Below are 19,870 nucleotides of genomic sequence, written 5' to 3' on the forward strand. Positions count from 1 at the left end.
ATTAAGGCGTAGCGCGTAGGGCGGATGAGCGCGGTCCGTAGGGCGGATTAGCGGAGCGTAATCCGCCGTCGAGGCGGCGGGTTACGCCTGCGGCTAACCCGCCCTACGAGACCACGCTCCCTCGCCTCCTTGTGCCTAAGAATTCCGCAATGCGGTATGTGACGCTGATGTCACAGTTACATTTATACCGACTCCCAAATATAATATGACTATTCAAAGGCATCTCTGCGCTTGCTAGGGTCTTCGTCCAATCTCAGGTTGACGAATTTGCTCAAGAAATGAGCGGCGGCCGGGGGTGAGCCGAGGGGAAGCGCGTGCCGGGACGAGGCTCCGGGCCGGACGCGTCAGACAACAGCCGGAGCCTGGGGACGCTGCGAGGAGCAGGAAAATGAGTGGGTTTGTGACGACCGCACGCGTGTGCGGCGTAGGGATTGCTTTGTCTTGTTTGCTGGGAGGCGGAGCCGTTGCCGCCGATCTGCCGGTGAAGGCGCAGCCGATTCCTTATGCCGGTGTCGATGATTTCTGGACGCGGCCGTATCTGTTCGGCGATCTCGGCCGGACCCGGTTGAAGGAGCAGGGCATCTCGCTCGCGCTCACGCTCGGCGACGAGGCCGTCACCAACCTGTCGGGCGGCTCGCGCAACACCTCGGCCAATGCCGGGCAATTGTGGTTCGAGGCCAAGTTCGACATGGCCAAGCTCGCCGGCATCCAGGGTGGCCTGATCGGCATCACCTTGGTCGACCGTTTCGGCAAGAACCTCAACAGCGAGGCCGGCATTCCGGCGCTGCAGCTGACCAACGAGGTGTTCGGCCGCGGCAACATCCTGCGCCTCACCGAATTCTACTATCAGCAGAAGCTGCTCGATGACCGCCTCGTGCTGAAGGGCGGCCGGCTGCCGGTCGGCTCGGACTTCTTCTTCGGCCAGTGCGAGTTCATCAACCTGACATTCTGCGGCGGCCAGCCCGGCAACATCCAGGGCGGCTATATCTACAACTGGCCGGTGAGCCAGTGGGCCGGCGTGGTGCACTACAACTTCACCAAGGAGTGGAAGTTGTCGGTCGGCGTCTACGACGCCAATCCGAACTACCTGACGACGTCGGATGCCGGCGTCTATCTCGCGCCGGGCATTCCGCGCTCCAATCCGGCCTCGGGCGTCCTGGTGCCGGTCGAGGTGGTGTATGAGCCGAGCGGTCCGCTCAACGGCACCTGGCGCTTCGGCGGCTGGTATGACAACGCATCGACCATCGACGGCGGTCTGCCCGGCGTCACCGGCGTCTACCTTGGCGGTCCTGGCGTGGGCGCTCAGAACCTCAGCGATTCGCGCGGCCGCTACGGCATCTACGAGTCGATCCTGCAGCGCCTGACCGTCGAGGGTCCGAAGGCGCAGGGCTGGTACACCTTCCTCAACACCAGCGTCGCCGATCACCGCACCGCCTATCAGGACTACCAGATCTCCTGGGGCATCAAGCACACCGGAACCTTCTCGTTCCGTCCCGAGGACGAGGTCGGCTTCGCGGTCGGAACCACCCACGTCAATTCGGCGGCGCTGACGCCGAATGCCGGCGGCAACGAGATTCCGCTGGAGGCCTGGTACGGCTGGCAGGCCACCGGCTGGATGAACCTGAAGTTCGACGCCCAGTACGTGATCAATCCGGGCGGCCGCGGCTTCAACGCTGCCGGCGTGAAGACCGGGAATGCGGTGGTCCTCGGCCTGCGCACGGTGGTGCACTTCTGAGTGGCGTGTCACGGGAGGGGCGGATGTCCAGCATCCGCCCCTTCCGGCCGGTTTGCTCCTGCCCATCCGGGTGGGGGCGCGATGCGTTGGTATCGGTTGACTCTTTTGCGCTGCGACACGACATCTCCCGGGCACTGCCGCGCCTGCCCAGGAGACCGCCATGACCGCAACCGACGTTCCTCTTGCCCCTGGCCAGCGCCTGGGCGACGAGGTCGTGGACTGGCTCACCAGCGGCACCCACGACGAACGCTTCATCGACAATATCTTCGCGCAGATGTGCATCCGCCTGCAGCGTGCGGGCGTGCCCGTCAAGCGGGCGTCGTTGCACGTGCGCATCAATCACCCGCAATGGCTCGGCGCGCGCATCGTGTGGAGCGACGGGATGGAGAGCTCCGAGATCGACCGCGTCGACTACGACGTCGGGTCGCGCTCCGAGTTCATCGGCAGCCCGGTGAGCGAGGTCTACCAAGGTGCCGACGAGATCCGCGAGGATCTGGCGCGCGATGCTGCGCTCGGCCGGCAGCATGGCGTCTATGACGACATGCGGGCGCTGGGCCTGACCGACTACGTCGCCTGGCCGATCCTGCACACGCTCGGCAAGCGCCACTGCGTCACCTTTTCGACTGACCAGCGCGGCGGCTTCAATGATGCCGAGATCGCTGCGCTGAAGCGGCTCCTGCCGGTGCTGGCGCTGGTCAGCGAGATCCGCATCAAGAACAGGCTGGCGCGCACCTTGCTCGAAACCTATGTCGGCACGCATGCCGGCGAGATGGTGCTGGCCGGCGCGACACGGCGCGGCAGCGGCGAGACTGTGAGCGCGGCGATCATGATCTGCGATCTGCGCGACTTCACCAAGATCTCCGACAACTGGCCGCGCGACGACGTGATCGATCTGCTCAACGGCTATTTCGACGCGATGGTCGAGCCGATCACCGACCACGGCGGCGAGATTTTGAAGTTCATCGGCGACGGCCTGCTGGCGATCTTTCCGCTGAGCCAACCCGGCGCCTGCGAGAACCTGCTGCACGCCGTCACCGGCGCCAAGCAGGCGATGGCTGACCTGAACGCGCGCAACGCCGAGAGCGGCCGCGCGCCGCTTCGCTTCGGCATCGGCATCCATGTCGGCGACGTCATGTACGGCAATATCGGCTCGCGCACGCGGCTGGACTTCACAGTGATCGGGCCGGCGGTGAACATGGCCTCGCGCATGGAGGCGCTGACCAAGCAGGTCGGACGTCCCGTGCTGATGTCGCGCGCGTTTGCCGAGCTGGTCGAAGGCCCGTTCGCGCTGGAGCGCGTCGGCGAATTCCCGGTGCGCGGCTTCAGCGACCCGATCGAGCTGTTTTCGTTCGAGGGGTAGAGACGTGTCGTGCAGCCCGGATGAGCGCAGCGATATCCGGGTTCACCACGACCGTCTGCGATGACCCCGGATGTCGCTGCGCTCATCCGGGCTCCGTGCTCGTGCTTGGCGCCTGAGCTAGCCAAACTCGCGATGGAGCCGCAGGAACGCCTCGGTCGGACGGTCATAGCTCACCAGCTTGACGTCGAGGTCGAAACCGGAGGCCAGCAGCAGCGCCCGGCGCAGCGCATCTTCGATCCAGGCGTCGTCGTTTCCGAACGCTCCGCCGCCCACGCTGGTGAGCAGCACGATGTTCGACCCGCGGGCCGCGTTGAGCACCGCGGCCCAGATCGTCGCCTCGTAGCTCGCCTCCAGGACAAGGCGCGCGAAGGATTCCCAATAGCGAGGCGCGGCTGAGCAATAGGCCACGGGAAGCGCGGAGCAGAACGCTTGCGACACCGTCGACATCGGCTCTATTGCGTCCGTCAGTTCGACATCGCTGTGAATGCCGATCCGAAGGTGTCCACGCAGCGCGTCGATCTCCTCAGGGCTGCTCGCCGCGAGCAGCGCGGTGATGGTATCGAGCCCGCTGCGGGTGCACAGCGCGTAGCCGTTGGTCATCGCCCAGAGCTCGCCGGTGTCGCGGGGCAGGCGGCTTCTCAGCGCCGCACCGAGATCTGCGAGCGCGTCGAGCTGCCGGTCGCGGGTCTGGCCTGATTGCTTCCCGACGGGAGCGAAGTAGTTCCGGTAGATGGTCGCTGCGCCGGCGGCGATCGCGCAGGCCGGCCCTTGTGTCGGATCGGACTGATAGATCGTCACGCCGTCTTCGGGTGTGGCGTGCGGTCCGACCATCTCCAGCAGGTTGAACTGCGACGCGACCTGGAACAGGGCGCCTGCGAACTCCGGAAGCAGATGCAGGGTGCGGACGTCACCGCTGACCAGGCCGACGCGAAGCTTCCCCGACCTGCACGGCGATTGCTGGGCTTGTCGCCGAAGCTCCGACAGGGTCGGAAGCTCGAGCCGTCCGGTCGTGTAGCTCCGGCCGTTGACGAGAGATGTGAGGCGTCCGTTCTCAACCTTCAGTCTGGCGCGCGTGGAGGCATAGTCGACCTCCTCGAATCCCGTGAGCCTTTCGAACCAGTTCACGATTGCTCCTGCCATGTTCACGCCGGATCGAGATACGACGCGACCAGCTCGCGCGTCTCGGCGCTGGTGACCTTAACTGCGGTGCCGAACGCCTGAACGAGTGATGAGTCGGGCGCAAGGCCAGTCAGAGCATCGACCAGGGCGGCCATTCCAGCACCTCCGGCGCGATGACAAGCAGGGTTGGTGCGACGAGGCCTCCTGCGACGCGGATTGCGGTCGTTGACCGTAGTGAGATCCCGCGTGCCTGGGCGAGCAGGGTCAGGCCTCGAATCAAGACACCCGTGACGAAGCCGATCTTCGTCGCAACCAGCAATGGGCCGCCGAGAAGGAACCCGGCGCACGGGGCGGAACAGCCAGCGAATATCTGCGGAAACAATAAGTCGCGAAGACTGTGAACCCTCGTCACCAGCAGCGCAACAAGGATCGCGATCAGCAGTGCGCGCCACGACGGAATCAGCGCAGCGATGGCGTAGCCGATGAGGCATGCGGCAAGCAATTCGGTTGCATAATCGAGCATCGATCGCGCTTCCTGCGATCACGCCCGATCGAGATACGGCGCCACCACCTCGCGCGTCTCGGCGCTGGTGACCACCGGCACGATCTCGAAGGTCATGCCGGAGTCGCGGGCATTGTCGAGGATCCATTGCTGCAACAGCCGAGCGTCGTCGCATTCCATCAGCTGGAAGCAGCGGTCGAAATTCGGCTCGATCCAGCTGCCGAGATATTTGAGGCCGTCGGGAAACTTGATCCCGGGGTCGCGCACGCGGCGATAGACCGGGATCGGATCGCGGTCCTTGAAACGTTCGATCACCATGAACAGCATGCGCGCCTCCGTGGCAGGTTCTGGCGCGCATTGTGAGCGGGTTTCGCCTCCTGTTCCAGATCGTTCCGGTTGTCTCGCGATCCGGCGCGGAGTCGCGCTCACCGTCCTCCCGCCATCATCCGGCTGAGGCAATTGTTAAACGCCATGGTGTCGCCGCCGGCGCCGTTGCGGCCATATTCCCAATGGCCGGTGGCGGGGTTGCAGCGGCCGCCGATCTGGATGGCGCAGCGCTGGCTGATGCTGGTGCAGCGGCCGCCGCCGCTGACGCGCTTCGGCTCCGGCTCGGAGCGCATCGCTACCGCCGGCTCCTTCTTGCGGGTGGGCTCCTCGCGCTTCGCAGGCTCGGTCTGCTTCCTGGCGACCGGCTCGTCCTTGCGCCGGACGCAATCGCCGTCATCGTCGCGGATCTGGCCCGCGGGGCAGGCGATCGCGACGCAGCTCTCGCCTTCGGCGCGCTGCCCCGTGGGACAGAGCAGCGGACAGACGCGGCCGGACCTCGCCTTGACCGCATCGAGCGCATCGATGCTGGCGATCTTGATGTCGAACGTGGTGCCGGCCTGCTTGTTGAAGCGCTCCAGCGCGCGGCGCGCATTGCCGTCCCAATTGCCGCCGCCGTCGGCGCTGCTGCAGCCGACGCGGCGCAGCTCGGTCGCGAGCAGACGTGGAAGGTCGGGAGGCGGTGTCGCGGCCGGCTTGTCCGCCGGCGTGGGCAGCGCTGCGACGACGACCGGATCAGGCGATGCGGCCGGCCTCTCGGCCTCGGCTCGCTGGGGCGGCTCGGGCGGGCTGCGTGTGACTTCGGGCGCCGCGGGGGGCGCCGCACCGGATGCGCCTGACGCGAGCTTGGCGCGCTGCGCCTTGGCGAGCGCCGCGTAGAAGCCGGAGGGATATTTTTCGATGAATGCATCGAACGCCGCGGCGCTGCCGATGCGCTCGGCGAGTTCGTAGTCGCGCCGCATCGCCGCGTCGGGATCGGCGGCTGCGCTCGGCGCGGATGCCGCGGGCACCAGCGCGACGTCATTGCCGCCGAGCGAACCGTAGACATAGGGCTCCTGGCGATAGCCGGTCGCCTTCAGCACGTCGTCTCGGACGAAGCCGAAGGCGCGGCGCAGATCGAGGCCGGGCTTCGGCAGATGCGCGACCAGCGCCTGTGCGAACGGGCTGTTGCTGGCGTCGCCATCGGCGGCGGTCGAGCCCGCCTTGGCCGAGAATGCGATCATCGTGTTCGGGCTCGCCGGCTCGACCTTGGCGAGGCCGCGGCCGATGCTGCGCGAGGCGACGCTGCGCTTCATCGTCTTCGCAAACGGATTGTCGCGGCAGGCGTCGAGCACCACGAGCCGAAGCTGCTTGGCGGGCTCGATCGCGAACAGCACGCGCTCGAGCGCGATCGCCTCGTCGAGCACGTCGCTGTCGGCTTCCAGCGAGGCGTCGGTCGGGATCAGATAGTTGACGCCGTCGAGCTCGATGCCGTGGCCCGCATAGTAGATCACCGCGACCTCGGCCTCGCGCGCCCGCGCGCCGAACTCGCGCAAGGCGCGGCGCATCTCCTGAACGCCGAGATCGAGTCTGGTATCGACCCGTTCGAAACCTGCAGCGCGGAACATGTCGCCGACGAGCTTGGCGTCATTCGCCGGATTGGAGAGCCGCGCCACCGTCTTGTAGGCGGAGTTTCCGATCACCAGCGCGATGCGCTTGTCGGCCCAGGCGGCCGAGCTGGAACTGATGAGGACGAGCGCAAGAAATAGGTAACGAAATGCCGCCATCCCAGCTCCCCGCAGTCGATGGAGCGCCAGACTATCCGGCCATGTCGCCAAAGCAAGCCGATGCGTCCCGAGCGAGCGATCGGGCTGCTTTGTTCAGCTACTGACCCGATGGCGTCCGCAGGCCGTGCCAGGCGTCGCGGACCTGGTGATAGTGAACCTCGGGCAGATAGTCCGGCGTGTTCAGATTGAGGTTCTTGACGTCGAGCCGGCCGACGGCGCTGAGCAGCGTGTAGGAGGCGATGACGCGGTCGCGCTGCGCGCCGATCAGCCGCGCCTTGGCCTGGATCAGGTCGGACTGTGAGTTGAGGACGTCCACCGTGGTGCGCTGGCCGCCCTGCGCTTCGCGCGAGACGCCCTGGAGCGCGACGGTGGCGGCCTTCACCTCGGCCTCGGAGGCGCTGACGGCGACCTTGGCGCCTTCATTGGCGACCCAGGCGCTGACCACGGCGGTGCGCGTCTGGTTGCGGATCTGGTCGAGCACGAGCCGGCTCTGCGCCGCGAGCTCCTTGCTCTGGCGCGTCTGCGAGGCCGCCGTGCCGCCGTCATAGATCGGCGCGGTGACGGCGCCGACGATCGAGGCCTGGTCGGTGCCGAAGGTGCCGAGCGTCTGGTCCGAATCGCGGCTGCGGCTGACGCTGCCCTGCAGGGTGACGCTGGGCAGCAGCGTGCCTTCGGCGATGCGGATCGAGGTCGAGGCGGCGTCGACGTCGAAGCTCGCCGCGGCGACCGCCGGGTTCTCCTTGTTGCCGAGCGCAATGGCGTCCTCGCGCGATCGTGGCAGCAGGCGGTCGACCGGATCGGCGGCGCGCAGCTGGCTCGGGGCCATGCCGATCACCTGCGCATAGGTGGCCTGGCTGATGGCGAGATTGACCTCGGCGGCGTTGAGGTCGGACAGGCCGCGCGACAGCCGCGCCTCGGCCTGCGCGGCGTCGGTCGGTGTGACGTCGCCGGCATTCAGCCGGCGCTGCGTCACCGCCAGCGTTTCGCGCAGGAAGGCGACGTTGGAGCGCTGCGCCTCGACCAGCGACTGGTTGGCGAGCACGTTGGTGTAGGCGGTGACGGCGTCGAGCAGCACGCCCTGGCCGACATTGCGCAGCGCCTCGCGGCCGGACTGCACCTGCAGCTCGGCCAAGCGCACGCTGTTGGCGGTGCGGAAGCCGTTGAACAGCGTCTGCGTGACCGTCACGCCGATGGTCCACGGCTTCAAGGTCGCGGTCTGAACGGTGTTGCCGGGCAGGAGATTGCGCACCGCCTGCAGGCCGCTGCTGAGGCTTGCGACCAGCTGCGGACGATAGCCGGCCAGCGCCTGCGGCACGTTCTCATCGGTGGCGCGCTGACGCGCGCGCTCGGCGTTGAGGGCAGGGTTGGTCTGATAGGCCTTCACCAGCGCGGCGGCGAGGTCCTCGGCCCGCGCGGGCGAGCACAGCGTGACGAGGCCGGCGACCAGGACCAGGCCGAGGCCGCTCCTTCGCGCACGTACCCTGCCGACGCCAAATTTCTTGGCCCGACCCACCATCCGACTCCGCCGCGTCCCACTGTCTTAACCAGTCGTTTACCTGTTTAAGCCGGAGGCCAGCCACACACAAACCGCGGATGTGGAATTTGGTTGGCTTTTCCATGGTTTGTTGTGGCGCTCTCGCCACAGGACGGCGGTCGCGCCGCCATGGGATGGCCCCATTTCGACGCGCTCGGTAAGCAGGTGAGGGGCGCATCGCCAGCGCGTCCGCGAGTCGATTCGCGGAGCTTTCGCGCGGTGGACGTCGGAGCTAGCGGTTCTTGTTCACCGGCTTGCGCTTCTCGATGAACGCGGCCATGCCCTCGGCGCGGTCCTCCAGCGCGAAGGTGGCGTGGAAGAGGTTGCGCTCGACGTTCATGCCTTCGGAGAGCGGGGTCTCGAAGGCGCGGTTGACGGCCTCCTTGGCCATGGCGGCTGCCGGGCGCGACATCGACGCGATCTTCTCGGCCGCGGCCATGACTTCCTCCAGCAGCTTGTCCGCCGGCACGACGCGGCTGACGAGGCCGGAGCGCTCGGCCTCGGCGGCATCCATCATGCGGCCGGTGAGGCAGAGGTCCATCGCCTTGGCCTTGCCGATCGCGCGCGTCAGGCGCTGCGTGCCGCCGATGCCGGGGATGGTGCCGAGCGTGATTTCCGGCTGGCCGAATTTCGCGGTGTCGGAGCAGATGATGAAGTCGCACATCATCGCGAGCTCGCAGCCGCCGCCGAGCGCGTAGCCGGAGACCGCCGCGATGGTCGGCTTGCGGCAGCGCGCGACGCGGTCGCCGCCGATCGCGGTGAAGTCGCTCGAGAACATGTCGATGAAGCTCTTCGGCTGCATCTCCTTGATGTCGGCGCCGGCCGCGAAGGCCTTCTCGCTGCCGGTGATCACGATGCAGCCGATGGCGTCGTCGGATTCGAGGTCGTCGACCGCCGCGGCGATCTCGCGGAAGACGCCGAACGACAGTGCGTTGAGCATCTTCGGCCGGTTCAAGGTGATGACGCCGACGGCGCCTTTGCCCTCGACGATGATGTGCTCGAAAACGCTCATGGCCCAACCCCCGCAAATCAAAACAGCGGGCAATGTGCCCGCTGGATCGATGCGCATCAAGTGTGGCGAGGCGCAGGCCTCAGATCATGCCCTCAGACCATGAACATCCGCGCCGCCGAGCCCAGAGTGAGCAGGGTGCCGCAGGCGATGAAGATCTTGCCGATGATCGAGGCCTTGTCCCAGCCCGAGCTGTCGTCATTGCTGACGGTGACGAGGTTCACGGTGGCGCTTTCCGTGCCCGCGGCAGGCTCGCTCGGCGCGGCATCGGCCGATTGCGCGGGCGGCGCGGCTTGCGCCTCGGCCGGCATCGGCGCCGGAAACCCGTCCTGTTTCAACCCGTCCTGCTTCGCAGCCGGCGCACTGTCGGAGCCCACCGGCAGGAACGGGCTGTAACCCTGTTGCTCGGCCGCAGGCGCCAATCCAGTGCCAACAAGGCCCAGAACGAACGCGGCGGCAATGATCAATGCTGAACGTCCACTGGCTTGGATCGTCATCGTCGGCCTTCTCCCCATCCCGCCAGCCCAAGTGGGAGTGAGACCCCGACAGATGTCGAGAACGGGGCAGAAAATGGGTATCTTCCTGCCGGTGACGGCAAAAGATGGGCGACGCCCGGCTGAGACATCAGCCTTGGCGGCGCAGCCAACAAACCTCGCCCCGCACCGGACGATTCGATGCTATGGAGCGGTCCCAGGGAACAGTCCAAGACTTGCCCGCTGGCGTGCTCTCGATGTGGCGTAACTCGGATGCTTCCGAGGCCAAGGCCGAAATCACGAATTCGTGATCAGTTGGGGTGCGCGTAACAACGGGGCCGTAGTGGCGAACTTCTGGGGGTGGGAGCCTAGGTGCGCGAGCGTGACGACGAGTGGACGGCCTGGATGCGCCAAGCCGTCGCCGGTGACGACCAAGCCTATCATCGTCTGCTGAAGGCGATCACGCCGGTGCTGCGCGCAGCATCGCGGCGCGGGCTTGCGCGCGCCGGACAACCGCCAGACCAAGCCGAGGACATTGTGCAGGAAATTCTGTTGGCGGTGCATCTCAAGCGGCATACCTGGGACGTCAACGCGCCGTTCGCCCCCTGGCTGTTCGCGATCGCGCGCAACAAGCTGATCGACACGCTGCGCCGACGCGGCCGCCGCGTGTTCGTCGACATCGACGATTTCTCGGAGACGCTGGCGGACGAGCCGCCGGCGCCGACGGTCTCGGCCACCGAGGTCGACGCGCAGTTGAAGACGCTGCCGCAGCGTCAGCGCGACGTGCTGCAGTCGATCGCGGTCGAGGCGGCCTCGATCAAGCAGACCGCCGCCAAATTCGCCATGAGCGAGGGGGCGGTGCGGGTGGCGCTGCACCGCGCGCTCTCCACTCTCACGGCCAAGCTACGGGATACATGATCATGGACACCGATCAGCTCATCCGCACCCTTGCAGCCGACAATGCGCAGCGCGCGCAGCCGGTCGGCATCATCATGGCGCTGGCCCTGATGGCGGCGACGCCGGTCTCGACCGCGATGCTGCTGATCGGCCTCGGCGTCCGTCCGGACATCTGGCTTGCGGTGCGCAATCCGTTCTTCGACCTGAAATTCGTGGTGACCTCGGCGCTGGCGATCCCGGCGCTGATCATCAGCCTGCATCTGTCGCGCCCCGAGGCGTCGCTGCAGGGCTGGAGCTGGCTCCTGATCGCACCCGTCGTCATCCTGGTCGGCGGGATCGCCGCCGAGATGATGCTGCCGCAGCGGTCGCCGATGCTGACGCGGATGGTCGGCCACAATTCGATGCTGTGTGTCAGCGCCATCCCGGTGCTGTCACTGCCGCTGCTGACGGCGGCGTTGTTCGGGCTGCGCCATGGCGCGCCGTCGCGTCCGGCGGCGGCAGGCGCGATCGCCGGGCTGGTCTCCGCCGGCATCGCGGCCACGCTCTACGCCGCGCATTGCACCGATGATTCCCCGCTGTTCGTGGCGACCTGGTACACCCTGGCCGCGTCGATCGTGGCCGGGCTCGGCGCCGTGATCGGCCCGAAGGTGCTGCGTTATTAGTTGCGGCTAGGCCTGCACGGGCACCGCGGCATCCTGCACGCGGTGGAAGCGCAGCACCTGCTGCGCGGTCGCGCGGCGGAGGCGCTGATAGGTGGCCTTGCACGCCTCGAGATCGGCGGGCGGGGCGCTTGTCGGCTCATCGCGCATCAGCTCGTGGCGCATCAGGATGATCGACTTGACCGTCGGCCAGGCGAGGCCCGCGACCTTGGCGAGGATCATCACGCCTTCGGCGCGGCTCTCGATCATGATGCTCTCGGCGACCGCGATCGGAACGTTGGCCATCGCGGCCACCGCGGCATTGGCCTCGTCGAATTTGCCCTGCCTGGTGAACTCGAGGACGAGCCCGTCGTCGAGACGGCCGTCGGCGTGCAGCGAGCGCACCAGCGCATGGGCGATCTCGGTCTGGCTGGTCAGCGCCACCGCGCTCGACCGCGCGCGCCGGCCAGCGGTGCGGACCGCCGATGAGACCTCCTGCGCGAGATTGGGGTTGGCGGCTTCGAGCCGCGCACGAACGGTGGCGGAGGCCTTCGCGACCAGCTTCAGATAGAGGTGCCGCGGCAGATTGGGGCGCATCGCCAGGCATGCCGCCAGGCCTTCGTCCAGGCTCGCGCGGTCGACGAGCGTGTCGAAGCTCGACTGCGACACGTCAGCGCCGGGATTGCTGACCGTGCTGTGAACGACCTCGTCGTTGCCGCGCCGGAGCAGAATGTCGGTCACGGCCCGGCTGATCACGCGACGGAGCGAAATGGCCAGGAGATGCGCCTGGCTCTTGGTTTCGGCGGTGCGGATCAGCGCGGCCTCGTCGAGCCGCTCGGACTTCGACAGCACCGGCCCCGCGACCTCGATCGCGTCATCGTCGGCGAGCCGGTGCAGCGTCCGCGGTGGCGCGGAGTCGAGCGGCGCCAGCCGCTGGGCGAGCAGGGCGCGCGCCGAGACCTCGATATGGTCGATCAGGCACTCGAAGACGTCGTCGAACAGCGCGACCTGGACGTCGGCGAAATCAGCGGCGCCGCTGACGAACAGGTCGGTGACCTTGCGCAGCGTCTCGACCCGCCGCACCACGGTGCCGTGGGCGAGCGTGTCCTCGAGCTCGTCAAGCAGACTATCACTCGGGTTCGATTTCGAACTCATCGCGGCACGATCATGCTTTCATGGTCACGCACTGGTCACGCGGTTGCGTCCGTCTGCCTTCGATTGGTAGAGCGCGCGGTCGGCTCGGGCGAGCAGCGAGTCCGCGGTCTCGTCGCCGCGTAGCGAGGCAACGCCGGCCGAGAAGGTGACCTGCACATCGGTCGAGAATGCGCTCCAATCCTGGTCGGCAATGATCCGGCGCAGACGTTCGGCCAGGCGCCCCGCCGCGTCCGCCGGAGCGCCGGGCAGCAGCAGAAGGAATTCCTCGCCGCCATAGCGGCCGAAGCGGTCGCCGCCGCGAATATTGGCGAACATCGTGATGGCAAAGGTGCGCAGCACCTCATCGCCGGTCGGATGGCCGCGCGTATCGTTGATGCGCTTGAACCAGTCGAGATCGATCAGCACGACCGAGCACGGCCTGCCGATCTGCCGCGCCCGCGACATCTCGTCCTCGAGCGCAAGCATGATCGCGCGCCGGTTCAGCGTGCCGGTGAGCTCGTCGAGCTCGGCGAGCTCCTCGATGCGGCGATTGGCTTCCTTGAGCGATTGTCCCCGCTGATACAGCGTCTGGCGCAATGTGCTGGAGATGAGGCCGAGGATCATGCAGCCCGCGATCGTGAGCAGGAACACCAGGAGAGTCGCGAGCCGTTCGAGACCGTTGCCGTGCGGCATGCCGAGCGGCTTGTCGGTGAGCAGGAACAGACCGGCCAGCCCGACCGCGAGAAAGGTCCAGCAGATCGCGCTCTGGCGCGGCGTCGACCGCAGGGACGCAAAGCTGACGACGATGTAGAGCGTGCAGAGGAACAGGATGCTGACATCAGGCGCGATGTAGCAGAACGCAACCGTGATCATCATGCTGACGAGCGATTGCGGCACGACGAGATAGTGATCGCGGAAGCGATCGTTGAAGCCGCTTTCCGACAACGCGGTCCACAGTGCGACGGTGAGCAGGCCGATCGCCGCATAGGCCGGAGCAATGGCGACCGGCACGGTGCCGGCTTGCGCGTAGATCAGCAGAATGACGGCGTCGATCACGTAGCATCCGGCGATCAACGCCAGCATCTGCCGCCGCCGCGCGGCACGACGCGCGCGCAGATCGCCGGCCAGGGGCGAGGGGACGCTCCCGGTCTCGGCCACGTTGGGCCTGGGAAAAGGCGGTGCCGTCGTGCCCATCTGCTCGCAATTCTTCGCCGTCGCAAAAAATCTACGTGGGAAGCATTTAACTTTGGTATCTATGGAACTGGGGTGGAGATCACGTCGCGCGCAGGCCGCGACAGGGAATCTACGGGCATTGGGCGCAGTTGGTGGACGGGACGTGAGATGACAGGTGGGAACCCGGTGGTCGCGATCGGCCCGGGCGCTGCAGCACAATTTTTTGATCTGTGCGCGGGCTCACAGTTGGGGACGTATCTTTCCGGTATTTTCAAGAATTTTGCGGTTGTATTCGAACCGCACCCACCTTCCTCCAGACCAATCTTGCGAGACGGCCATTGAGCGTGACAGCAGCGGCGTCAGACGAAACCCTGATTGCCCGGATCGCTCAAGGCGACCGGCTCGCCATGCAGGTGCTGTACGGACGGCACCATGTCAGGGTGTACCGTTTCGGGCTCCGGCTCGTGCGGGACGAACAGGTCGCGGAAGACCTCATCAGCGAGGTTTTTCTCGATGTATGGCGTCAGGCCGGCAAGTTCGAAGGCCGCTCTGCCGTCTCCACCTGGTTGCTGGCGATCACCCGGTTCAAGGCCCTGTCGGCACTACGGCGCCGCAAGGACGTTGAGTTGGAGGACGAAGCCGCCAACGCGATCGAGGATACGTCCGACGATCCGGAAGTGGCGGTACAGAAGAAGGATACCGGGGAAGCCCTGCGGAAGTGCCTGACGGCGCTCTCGCCCGACCACCGGGAGATCGTCGATCTCGTCTACTACCACGAGAAATCCGTGGAGGAGGTGGCCGAGATCGTCGGAATTCCCGAGAACACCGTGAAGACGCGCCTGTTCTATGCGCGTAAGAAATTGGCCGAACTCCTGAAGGCGGCCGGCATTGAGAGAGGCTGGCCATGATGGCTTTGAGCAAGAAGATGCTGGAGCAAGAGCCCGGTGACGTCGAACTGCTGCTGCCGTGGTACGCCGCCGGCACGCTGAGCGCGCGCGACATGCGCCGGGTCGAGGAGGCGCTGGCCGAGGACGCTGATCTCGCCAGGCAATATGCCGAAATCCAGAAGGAATATGCCGAGACCATCGCGCTGAACGAGAGCCTCGGCGCGCCGTCGATGCGCGCCATGCAGAAGCTGTTCGCGGCGATCGATGCGGATCCGGTGCAGAAGCCCGCGGTGCCGCGCGGCTTCGGCGCGCGGCTGATGGGGTTCTTCGACAGCCTCTCGCCGAAGACGCTGGCTTGGACCGTCAGCCTCGGTGCGCTGCTTGTGCTGGCGCAGGCCGGCGTGATCGGCGCCGTACTCATGCGCTCGCAGACCACCTATCAGACCGCTTCGGTCGCTCAGGACAATGTCGCCGCCGAGCCGCCTGCAAAGGCGAAGGTCGCGCCGCCGCCGCCCAGTGCTCCGGCGATGGCTCCGGCATCTGAGCCGGCCCGCGACAGCATGGCGCGGTCGCAGGTGGCGGAAGCTCCGGCTCCGGCGGCGCCGCTCATTCGCGGCCTCGGGCCGCAGGTCGCCGGATCGCCTGCGCCGGCCTACGCGCTGGTGCGGTTCGCGCCGGATGCGCGCATCGCCGACATCACGGCGCTGCTCGACAGCTATCAGGCTTCGATCGTCGAGGGCGCCAAGGGCGGCCTGTTCAAGCTGCAGCTCGGCGGCCGACCGCTGTCAAAGGCCGAAGCCGACGCCCTGATCGCGCGTCTCGCGCAGGAGAAGATCGTCGGTCTCGCGGTCGCCGCGCAATAATCTCTCTCACCGACGTGGGAGATCGACCGATGTCCTGCCAAGGCTCGCATCAAGGCCTTCCCCGAGGCGCTCGGCCGCGCGCGGGCATCGCCGCATGCGTCGTCGCGCTCGCGATGCTGATCGTTGGGGGAACGCTGTCCGCGCAGGCCCAGGCGATGATGCGGTCGCCCGCCATCAACATTCCGAGCCGTGTGCCGACGATCAATCCCAGCGCAGCGCTGCGGACGCCGCCGCCCAGTATTGCGCTCCGTCCGGCTCTGCCCAACGCGCGCTACGCGCCGAATCTGCAGGTCCGCTGCAGCCCGGCCGAACGCAGCGTCGCGGGCGAATGTCTGGACCGTCCGTCGGCCGAGGCCGGACAGGACAAATCGGCCAAGACGGCGGCGAACAAGCGCGGCTCGAACAGCGGCAGGTCGGACAAGGGGAGTTCAGCCAAGTCAGCCCAGCGCCGCGCGCCCAGCGCAGTGGCAGCCGCTGATGAGCAGACCATCGCCAACGAGCTGGTCGCCGAGATCGACGGCAGCCTCTCGGCCGAGCAGGCCGACGCGCTGGCGCGCCGCCATCGCCTGCAGCGCGTCAGCTCGCAGGCCTTTCCGCTGATCAATGCGACCATCGGCCTGTTTCGCATCATCGATCGCCGCTCGGTCGAAACGGTGCGCCGCGCGCTCTTAGCCGACACCAGCGTGCGCTCGGTGCAGCCGAACTACCGCTATCAGCTGCAGCAGCAGGCGCCTCCGGCCGAAGGCGATCCGGCCCAATACGCGCTGGCGAAGCTGCGGCTGCCCGAAGCCCACCAGCTGGCGCAGGGGGCGAACGTCACGATCGCCGTGATCGATTCCGGCGTCGATCTCAAGCACCCCGAATTCGTCGACGCCGCGTTCGATGCCTTCGACGCGCTCGGCGGCGACGCGGAGCCGCATGTGCACGGCACCGGCATCGCCGGCGTGATCGTCTCGCACAAGCGGCTGATGGGCAGCGCGCCCTATGCGCGCATCATCGCCATCCGGGCATTCGGCGTGACCAAGAAGGGCGGCGGCCCGGAGAGCAGCTCCTACGTCATCCTGAAGGCGTTGGACTACGCCGCCTTGCACGGCGCCCAGATCATCAACATGAGCTTTGCCGGCCCCAAGGATGCGGTGATCGAGCGGGCGATCGCGGCGGTGGCGGCGAAGGATCTCGTCATGGTCGCGGCCGCCGGCAATGCCGGCGCGAAGTCTCCGCCGCTCTATCCAGCCGCCAATCCGAACGTCATCGCCGTGAGCGCGACCGACACGAGGGATCAACTGCTGGCGGCGTCCAACCGCGGCAACTACGTCGCGCTCGCGGCGCCCGGCGCCGACATCTTCCTGCCGGCGCCGGACGGCAAGTATCAGGTCATTTCGGGCACCTCGTTCTCGGCGGCCTATGTCAGCGGGCTCGCGGCCCTGGTGCTGGAGCGCAATCCGGCGCTGAAGCCGGAAACGGTCCGCACAGTGCTGACCAAGACCGCGCGCGATCTCGGCTCGCCCGGTCAGGACGATCTGTTCGGGGCAGGGCAGGCGGACGCGCTGGCGGCGGTCCAGGCGGTGCTGTCTCCCCGGGATGCGCCGGCGATGTCAGCTGCTCCGGCGGCCAAGCCGCGCGACAGCGGACAGGACGGCGCACCTGCGCGCGACCTGCGTCCGGCCTCTGCTGCGACCATGGCGACCGGAGACACTCCGGCGGCCGGTGCCCTGCGTCCGGCGCAGCAGTAGCGTCAACGTTTTCGTGATCCAAAAATCCCGCCGTCGCTTTGAACGGGGGCCCGGGCGATCACGACAGAAGGTATGTGGGAGCGGTGATCCTCTCCCCAAGCTATATCAGGCGCGAGCGCCCATCCACCCCAAGCGCCCATATGGCTCTGAGCCGTCCGGTTGTCCCCCCGGACGGCTCTTTCATTTTTGGCCGCGCTTGAGCGGTGGCTCGGCGCCGGGTCCGGATCATCGGCGGTGGCCGGCCCGCGCGGCATCTCTCAGGTTGAGTTTTTGGATCGCGGATCGCGCGGGCGTTGCCGAGCGGAGCAAAAGCCCGAAAACTTGCGGTCAAAATTTCCGCGCAACTACGGTTTGGCTGCCAAACAAGATGGCGATAGCTAGACTTTGTTAACCTTTTCCACAAAATATTCACGTCACGTTGCGTTGATTCGTGCCGAGTGCGTCCGTCCCCTTATTTCACGGGCTCCCCTATGACACATCGACCGGACGTGGCTTGCAGCCGCGAACTGGCTGCACGCTGGTGCGCGCTCGCCGAACGGCGCCTCGACCATCTGAGCGAGCTGTTTCAGAGCGGCCGCTGGCGGCGCTACTACACCGAGCAGTCTCTCATCGAGGACATCCGCCATGCCAAGGCGGCCGTCGCCACCTGGAAATCGCTGTCCGCGGAGCCCCAGCCGGTGATGCCCGAACGGGCGATGCCCAATCTGGCGAGGCCCAATCCGGTGAGGCCGGAGGTGGTGAGGCCGGAGGTGGTGAGCATCGTGCCGAGCCCGGCACCGTCCATGATCATGGCCGCGGCACCCGTGGTGGCACGGCACGTGGAGCCTGAGCCGACGCTGCAACGTCCGATCGAGCTGCCGCGTACGCTCGAAGCCATTCTTTCGGAATCCGAGATCATCGTGGACAGCGAGATCGAGGTGGTCGGATTCGACCTGGCCGAGGATCTGCCCGAAGATGGCTTGGATGGTAGCCCGGAGGGTTACTTCGAGGATCGCCTGGAGGATGACCCGGAGCCGGATTACGCGACCGACGAAGAGGTCGAGCCGGAGCTGACGGTCGCGCCTACCCGCATTGACATGGCCGCGCTCGAGCAGGCTCTGAGCATCGGGATGGGCTCCGGCGCCGATGATGAGGATCCGGTGGTGGATCTCGACGCCATCGAACGCCGCTATCCGGCCCTGGCGGTCGCCTATTGATCCGTCATCGCGTGACGGCGTTGCCGGTCACGGTGAGCTGCGCATAGCGTTGCGCGGTGTCTTGCGTCAGGTCGGGGGTGACCGGCTTGATGTGATCGAGCCCGATCACCGCGCCGCGCGGCGCGCCCGAGATGATGTTGTTGGTGACGAGCGCCGTTCCTGCTCCCGGAAAGACGGACAGGCCGACGCCCGCCAGCGCGTTGCGGATGACGTTGCCGGAAATGACGACGTCGCGGAGATAGCGGCCCCAGCCGGCGACGATGCCATAGGACGGGGCATTCTCCACGACGTTGCCGGTCACCGACGAATCCGCCTCGACATAGATGCCGATGCCGGCATCGTCGTCGGGCGCGGTGCCGATCGGGCGCTTCGGAATCAGGTTGCGGATGATGTTGCCCTGGACGACGGCGATGCGGCCGCCCTCGTTGAAGTTGCAGACGGAGACCCCGAAGGCGGCGCCGTCGACCGTATTGCCCGATATGACGGCGCCTTCGAACGAGAACTCCGAATACAGCGCGACCTCGCGGACGTCGGTCACGCTGTTGCCGACGATCTGGATGGCGGAGGCGGAATTGCCGCGCACCGCGGAGTAGTCGCAGTTCCTGATGCGGTTGCCTCTGATGATGACGTTGCCGGCGCGGAAGGCGTTGATCGCGTTGCCGTACTGGCCGGAGCCGCCGGGTCCGGCCTTGATGTCCTCGATGCGGTTATCGAGCACCATCGTGCCGTCGTCGCCGATCGCCGTGCGCAGGATCTCGATGCCGTTGTCGCGGGTGCCCTTGATGGTGTTGCGCGAGACGATCAGCCCGAGCGCATCGAAGGAGACGATGGCAGTGACCGCGATATCGGTGATGACGTTGCCGCTGACGTCGCCGGAGACCTGCTCGAGCCAGATGCCGCTGCCGCCGGAGCGGATGATCTCGCAGTCGACGATCCTGACATCGCGGCCCGCCGCAACGTGAAGCAGGCCGCGGCGCTGGGGCAAAGCAATGCCGCTGCCGTCGAGCGAGATGCCGCTGATGCCGAGACCGTCGGCACCTTCGGCCGCGAGCAGCGAGGGGCCGCCGCCGGTGAATACAAGCTTCGTCGCACCGCGGACGCCGATGAGCTGGCTGCCTCTGCCGAGGCGCAGCATCGAGCTGCGATAGATTCCGGGCGGCAGCGCCAGCGGCGCCTGCGCGCGCGCGGCTTCGTCGATCGCGCGCTGCAAGGCGCGAGTCTGGTCGTCGGGACTGTTCGGCTTGACGCCGTACTGGGTGGCGTCGCGGCCGAGCGCGGCGATCAGCGGGGTGGCCTGCGCCGGCTCGCTCGGCAGCGCCAGGGCGCCGGCGGCACCGGCCACCGTGGCGCCGATCAGGTTGCGGCGTTTGACGTCCATGAGGTCAGGCTCGCGTGGGTCAGCTCTGGTTTGCTTGAGATAACGCGAAAGCGCTGACAGCCGGCTTTTGAGCAGCGTCGCAGGCCCTGTTTGTTGCGAGTAGGGTTAAATCTTTATCCGCGGGGACGGCCGTCTGAGGCACCAAGGCG

General features: G+C 66.9%; 19 protein-coding genes. 8 read left to right on the plus strand and 11 right to left on the minus strand.

Annotated elements, in window-relative coordinates; translation table 11 throughout:
• The first annotated feature begins 388 nt into the window (after window positions 1-388).
• Together ACQR1L_RS27185 and ACQR1L_RS27190 are read left to right on the plus strand one after the other, a co-directional pair.
• Window positions 389-1,735, plus strand: a complete 1,347-nt coding sequence (locus tag ACQR1L_RS27185; RefSeq protein ID WP_434860986.1) for a carbohydrate porin — start codon at window positions 389-391, stop codon at window positions 1,733-1,735.
• Window positions 1,736-1,895: 160 nt separating this feature from the next.
• A complete protein-coding gene (locus ACQR1L_RS27190; RefSeq protein WP_434860987.1) occupies window positions 1,896-3,095 on the plus strand; it encodes an adenylate/guanylate cyclase domain-containing protein in 1,200 nt (399 codons plus the stop codon).
• Between the two features lie 117 nt (window positions 3,096-3,212).
• Here ACQR1L_RS27190 and ACQR1L_RS27195 read toward each other — a convergent pair whose 3' ends face one another.
• The 8 genes from ACQR1L_RS27195 to ACQR1L_RS27230 form a co-directional block, all read right to left on the minus strand.
• Window positions 3,213-4,220, minus strand: a complete 1,008-nt coding sequence (locus ACQR1L_RS27195; RefSeq protein ID WP_434860988.1) for a hypothetical protein — start codon at window positions 4,218-4,220, stop codon at window positions 3,213-3,215.
• Between the two features lie 17 nt (window positions 4,221-4,237).
• Window positions 4,238-4,369 carry a hypothetical protein gene (locus ACQR1L_RS27200; RefSeq protein WP_434860989.1) on the minus strand — a complete coding sequence of 44 codons (132 nt, stop codon included), beginning with the start codon at window positions 4,367-4,369 and terminating at the stop codon, window positions 4,238-4,240.
• Window positions 4,345-4,737 carry a hypothetical protein gene (locus ACQR1L_RS27205; RefSeq protein ID WP_434860990.1) on the minus strand — a complete coding sequence of 131 codons (393 nt, stop codon included), beginning with the start codon at window positions 4,735-4,737 and terminating at the stop codon, window positions 4,345-4,347. The genes ACQR1L_RS27200 and ACQR1L_RS27205 overlap by 25 nt, the downstream gene beginning before the upstream one ends.
• Window positions 4,738-4,755: 18 nt before the next feature.
• Complete coding sequence (locus tag ACQR1L_RS27210; protein ID WP_434860991.1) at window positions 4,756-5,043, minus strand: DUF3303 domain-containing protein; 288 nt, start codon at window positions 5,041-5,043, stop codon at window positions 4,756-4,758.
• A 98-nt stretch (window positions 5,044-5,141) separates the two neighbouring features.
• On the minus strand, window positions 5,142-6,806 hold the full coding sequence (locus tag ACQR1L_RS27215) for a caspase family protein (protein ID WP_434860992.1): 1,665 nt from the start codon (window positions 6,804-6,806) through the stop codon (window positions 5,142-5,144).
• 97 nt (window positions 6,807-6,903) lie between these two features.
• Window positions 6,904-8,322, minus strand: coding sequence for a TolC family outer membrane protein (locus ACQR1L_RS27220; protein WP_434860993.1), 1,419 nt, complete (start codon window positions 8,320-8,322; stop codon window positions 6,904-6,906).
• A 250-nt stretch (window positions 8,323-8,572) separates the two neighbouring features.
• Window positions 8,573-9,352 carry an enoyl-CoA hydratase gene (locus ACQR1L_RS27225; protein WP_434860994.1) on the minus strand — a complete coding sequence of 260 codons (780 nt, stop codon included), beginning with the start codon at window positions 9,350-9,352 and terminating at the stop codon, window positions 8,573-8,575.
• Between the two features lie 92 nt (window positions 9,353-9,444).
• The gene (locus tag ACQR1L_RS27230) at window positions 9,445-9,846 is read right to left on the minus strand and encodes a hypothetical protein (RefSeq protein WP_434860995.1); all 402 of its coding nucleotides are present in this window, start codon (window positions 9,844-9,846) and stop codon (window positions 9,445-9,447) included.
• Between the two features lie 348 nt (window positions 9,847-10,194).
• On the opposite strand from ACQR1L_RS27230, the gene ACQR1L_RS27235 reads away from it, so the two are divergent.
• Together ACQR1L_RS27235 and ACQR1L_RS27240 are read left to right on the plus strand one after the other, a co-directional pair.
• Window positions 10,195-10,740 carry a sigma-70 family RNA polymerase sigma factor gene (locus ACQR1L_RS27235; protein ID WP_434860996.1) on the plus strand — a complete coding sequence of 182 codons (546 nt, stop codon included), beginning with the start codon at window positions 10,195-10,197 and terminating at the stop codon, window positions 10,738-10,740.
• A 2-nt stretch (window positions 10,741-10,742) separates the two neighbouring features.
• Complete coding sequence (locus ACQR1L_RS27240; protein ID WP_434860997.1) at window positions 10,743-11,381, plus strand: NrsF family protein; 639 nt, start codon at window positions 10,743-10,745, stop codon at window positions 11,379-11,381.
• Between the two features lie 6 nt (window positions 11,382-11,387).
• On the opposite strand, the gene ACQR1L_RS27245 is transcribed toward ACQR1L_RS27240, so the two are convergent.
• Window positions 11,388-12,512 carry a DUF2336 domain-containing protein gene (locus tag ACQR1L_RS27245; protein WP_434860998.1) on the minus strand — a complete coding sequence of 375 codons (1,125 nt, stop codon included), beginning with the start codon at window positions 12,510-12,512 and terminating at the stop codon, window positions 11,388-11,390.
• A gap of 24 nt (window positions 12,513-12,536) precedes the next feature.
• A complete protein-coding gene (locus ACQR1L_RS27250) occupies window positions 12,537-13,685 on the minus strand; it encodes a GGDEF domain-containing protein (RefSeq protein ID WP_434860999.1) in 1,149 nt (382 codons plus the stop codon).
• 317 nt (window positions 13,686-14,002) lie between these two features.
• On the opposite strand from ACQR1L_RS27250, the gene ACQR1L_RS27255 reads away from it, so the two are divergent.
• The 4 genes from ACQR1L_RS27255 to ACQR1L_RS27270 all read left to right on the plus strand — a co-directional run bounded on the left by ACQR1L_RS27255 (window position 14,003) and on the right by ACQR1L_RS27270 (window position 18,343).
• A complete protein-coding gene (locus tag ACQR1L_RS27255) occupies window positions 14,003-14,572 on the plus strand; it encodes a sigma-70 family RNA polymerase sigma factor (protein WP_434861000.1) in 570 nt (189 codons plus the stop codon).
• The gene (locus ACQR1L_RS27260; protein WP_434861001.1) at window positions 14,569-15,414 is read left to right on the plus strand and encodes a hypothetical protein; all 846 of its coding nucleotides are present in this window, start codon (window positions 14,569-14,571) and stop codon (window positions 15,412-15,414) included. The genes ACQR1L_RS27255 and ACQR1L_RS27260 overlap by 4 nt, the downstream gene beginning before the upstream one ends.
• A 29-nt stretch (window positions 15,415-15,443) precedes the next feature.
• Window positions 15,444-17,147: a S8 family serine peptidase gene (locus tag ACQR1L_RS27265; RefSeq protein WP_434861002.1), complete on the plus strand. Its 1,704-nt coding sequence runs from the start codon at window positions 15,444-15,446 to the stop codon at window positions 17,145-17,147.
• A 488-nt stretch (window positions 17,148-17,635) separates the two neighbouring features.
• The gene (locus ACQR1L_RS27270; protein WP_434861003.1) at window positions 17,636-18,343 is read left to right on the plus strand and encodes a TIGR03809 family protein; all 708 of its coding nucleotides are present in this window, start codon (window positions 17,636-17,638) and stop codon (window positions 18,341-18,343) included.
• 4 nt (window positions 18,344-18,347) lie between these two features.
• Here the strand turns inward: ACQR1L_RS27270 and ACQR1L_RS27275 are convergent, their stop codons facing one another.
• Window positions 18,348-19,721 (minus strand): TIGR03808 family TAT-translocated repetitive protein, encoded by a 1,374-nt coding sequence (locus tag ACQR1L_RS27275; protein WP_434861004.1) that lies wholly within the window; start codon window positions 19,719-19,721, stop codon window positions 18,348-18,350.
• Between the last annotated feature and the right edge of the window lie 149 nt (window positions 19,722-19,870).

The sequence above is a fragment of the Bradyrhizobium sp. HKCCYLR20261 genome (assembly GCF_051168435.1).
In the GTDB taxonomy this organism is placed as follows: domain Bacteria; phylum Pseudomonadota; class Alphaproteobacteria; order Rhizobiales; family Xanthobacteraceae; genus Bradyrhizobium.